Raw genomic sequence first — 2,509 nt, 5'->3', positions numbered from 1 at the left:
CCCCTATCCCCTCCCCTCAAGGGGGAGGGGGACGCATGGTGCTTGTGGTTGCCGATGTGAAAACGGAGTGAGCGCCGCTCACCCCCCTCCCATCCTCCCCCGCAAGGGGGGAGGTGCTGGTCTGTGGACTTGGCGGGATACTGCCAAGAGCACGATGCGACACCTCCCCCCTTGCGGGGGAGGGGGACGCATGGTGCCTGGGACAGTATAGCGCCACGCCCTCGTGGTTCGAGGGTGTGGCAGTGACATCGCGGGTGTGGAAGAGCGTGCTTACTGAACCGCGCAGAGCACCGATTCGTCGAACTGGCACTCCTCCCCGAGCGCGGTGAAGGCCACCCAGTCGACCTGCATGGCGATGGGTTCGGCGGGGCGTTCGAATTCGCCCATCCAGTCGGTCAGGGTATCGGTGCCCCAGAGGCTGAAGAAGATGCGTTGCGGGTTGGTGGGAATGGTGTGGGGCTCGGTCATGGTGCGCACGAGCTCGTTGTTGATGTAGTAGTCGATCCGGTCCGGCGCCCAGGTCACGGCGAACTGGATGAAATCGGAATCGGAAGGGTATGGCAGAGCGTGATGCTGGCCGCTGCCGACCTCGCCGTCGCCGCTGACGCCGTTGACGAAGGTGGTGGTCTGCACCTCACCGGTGTTGCGCAGGAGGACCTCGAAGTCGATCTCGTCGTGCGGGGCGCCCTGGGTGGGGCCGATATAGGTGAAGAACGCGGCGTTGAGGCCCGAGCCCGAGGGCGTCTTGAGCCGCGCCTCGAAGGTGCCGTGGCCGAAGGCGGTGCGCGTCTGCAGGGCCCCGCAGCTGTTCTCGCGTTCCTTGTAGGGCACGGGCGCGTACCCGACGTTGAGCAGGCCGTCCTCCGCCTTCACCAGGTCGTCCATCCAGGTGCAGTTGGAATAGTCGCCCGTCGCCCAGCCGTCGGCGACGTACCAGCGGCCGAGGTCGAGGCCGTCGAACCCGTCGAAGAAAGTGGCGCCGGTGCCTTGGGCAGTGGCCGGCGCGGCCGCGCTGAGAAAGAGCAGCGCCGCCCCGGCACAACCCATGGCGAAAGGCGTATTCACGGTCTTTGCGGTCATAAAGGTACTCCTGCGAAATGCACCAACACCCGGTCAGGCTCGCACGAGACTTTGGCGGACGAACCCTCGCCGCCGCCCGGTGGACACAACCCTCCCTTGCGCCCAACGGGAAGCTCGCTCTCGGTCTGGTCGCAAATCGGCGACACTCTGTCGGAGGCGCATGGCTGCCCTCCACGGCCGACGGATTGACAGGCCAGCGGGGCGACCAGCCTAATCGCATCCGCGAGACTGAATGTTTTCGAACCATCCGATGAGGGGATCGGCACTCGACATGAACGCTCCGCAAACCATCGTCTATGACGCACAGTCTTCGCGAGGAGCGGCAGCGCCCGTCCAGGACGACATGCTGCGCAAGAATTCCAAGCGGCTTTCGATCGCCCGGCTTTTGCTGATCGTGCTCGTCGTCTACGTGCACTTCCCGCTCGACGTGCCGACGGTGCGTGACATCGGCGAGCTCAGCATCCTCACCCCCGCCTACCTCGCCAACGCGACGTTCCTGCGCTTTTCGGTGACGATCCTGACGATCATGTCGGGGTTCATCATGTTCTCGAAGGACCAAGACCTTCAGGGGATGACGACCGTCAGCAAGAAGGTGAAGACGATCCTCATCCCGTTCCTCTTCTGGAACATCTCGCTGGTGGCGCTGCTGTTCGTCGCCCAATCGGCGGGGGTCCTCAGCGGCCAACGCCTCGATCTCGTCGGCGCGAGTTGGCAGACCTGGGCCGACGCGCTCTTTTCCTACAGCACGCGGCCGGTGAACTATCCGCTCTATTTCCTGCGCGACCTCTTCGTCATCTCGGTCCTGGCCGTCGCCATCGGCCGGGTGTTCCGCAAGTACCCGGTGCCGCTGATCGTCGCCTTCATGGTCGTTGCCGAATACAACCTCGACGGCCACCTGATCCTGCGAACCCCCATGCTGCCGGCCTTCTTCATCGGCGGGGCGATCGCGCTCTGGCGGGTGCCGCTCGATAAGCTCGACAGCGGTTTCTGGGTGTTCGCGGCGATGCTCTTCGCCATGTGCTGCATCCACTATTTCTACCCCAGCCAGAACAACGGAACCTACATCGCCATCCTCGGCGGCCTCACCATCTGGACGTTGACGGCGCGGCTGGCGAACGGGCCCTTCGCCGACCGGCTGCTGGCGTGGTCGAAATACTCGTTCCCGATCTACCTCATGCACGGCATCGCGATCTTCGCCGTGCTGGCGGTCGGCTTCACCATCGAGCCGACGATCGTCGGCCTGCTGGCTTGGCTGATCGTGCCGCTGGTGGTCGCCGTAGCGTGCGCGGTGGCGTTCCGGGTGTTCAGCATGGTCATGCCGAAGTTCGCCTCGTTCGTGACGGGCGGACGGGGCGCATAGATCGCCTTCAAGACCATGGAACAAGCGGCTCCATCGCTCCCCTCCCCCTTGAGGGGAGGGGTCGGGGGT

At 64.7% G+C, this 2,509-nt stretch carries 2 protein-coding genes; one reads left to right on the top strand and one right to left on the bottom strand.

What is annotated here, in order from left to right:
* Positions 1 to 270: 270 nt before the first annotated feature.
* Positions 271 to 1,080: a family 16 glycosylhydrolase gene (locus VE25_RS07015; protein ID WP_201776052.1), complete on the bottom strand. Its 810-nt coding sequence runs from the start codon at positions 1,078 to 1,080 to the stop codon at positions 271 to 273.
* A 271-nt stretch (positions 1,081 to 1,351) separates the two neighbouring features.
* Between VE25_RS07015 and VE25_RS07010 the strand changes: the two genes are divergently transcribed.
* A complete protein-coding gene (locus VE25_RS07010; RefSeq protein ID WP_160299959.1) occupies positions 1,352 to 2,440 on the top strand; it encodes an acyltransferase family protein in 1,089 nt (362 codons plus the stop codon).
* The last annotated feature ends 69 nt before the right edge of the window (positions 2,441 to 2,509 follow it).

Origin of the sequence: Devosia geojensis, from assembly GCF_000969415.1 — a bacterium.
GTDB lineage: Bacteria > Pseudomonadota > Alphaproteobacteria > Rhizobiales > Devosiaceae > Devosia > Devosia geojensis.
The sequence above is the reverse complement of the archived record's forward strand: the minus strand, read 5'-3'. Positions and strand labels throughout refer to the sequence as shown.

Coding starts and splice junctions, on each gene's coding strand:
- VE25_RS07015 (WP_201776052.1), bottom strand. CDS start 1,080: ATGACCGCAAAGACCGTGAATACGCCTTTCGCCATGGGTTGTGCCGGG.
- VE25_RS07010 (WP_160299959.1), top strand. CDS start 1,352: ATGAACGCTCCGCAAACCATCGTCTATGACGCACAGTCTTCGCGAGGA.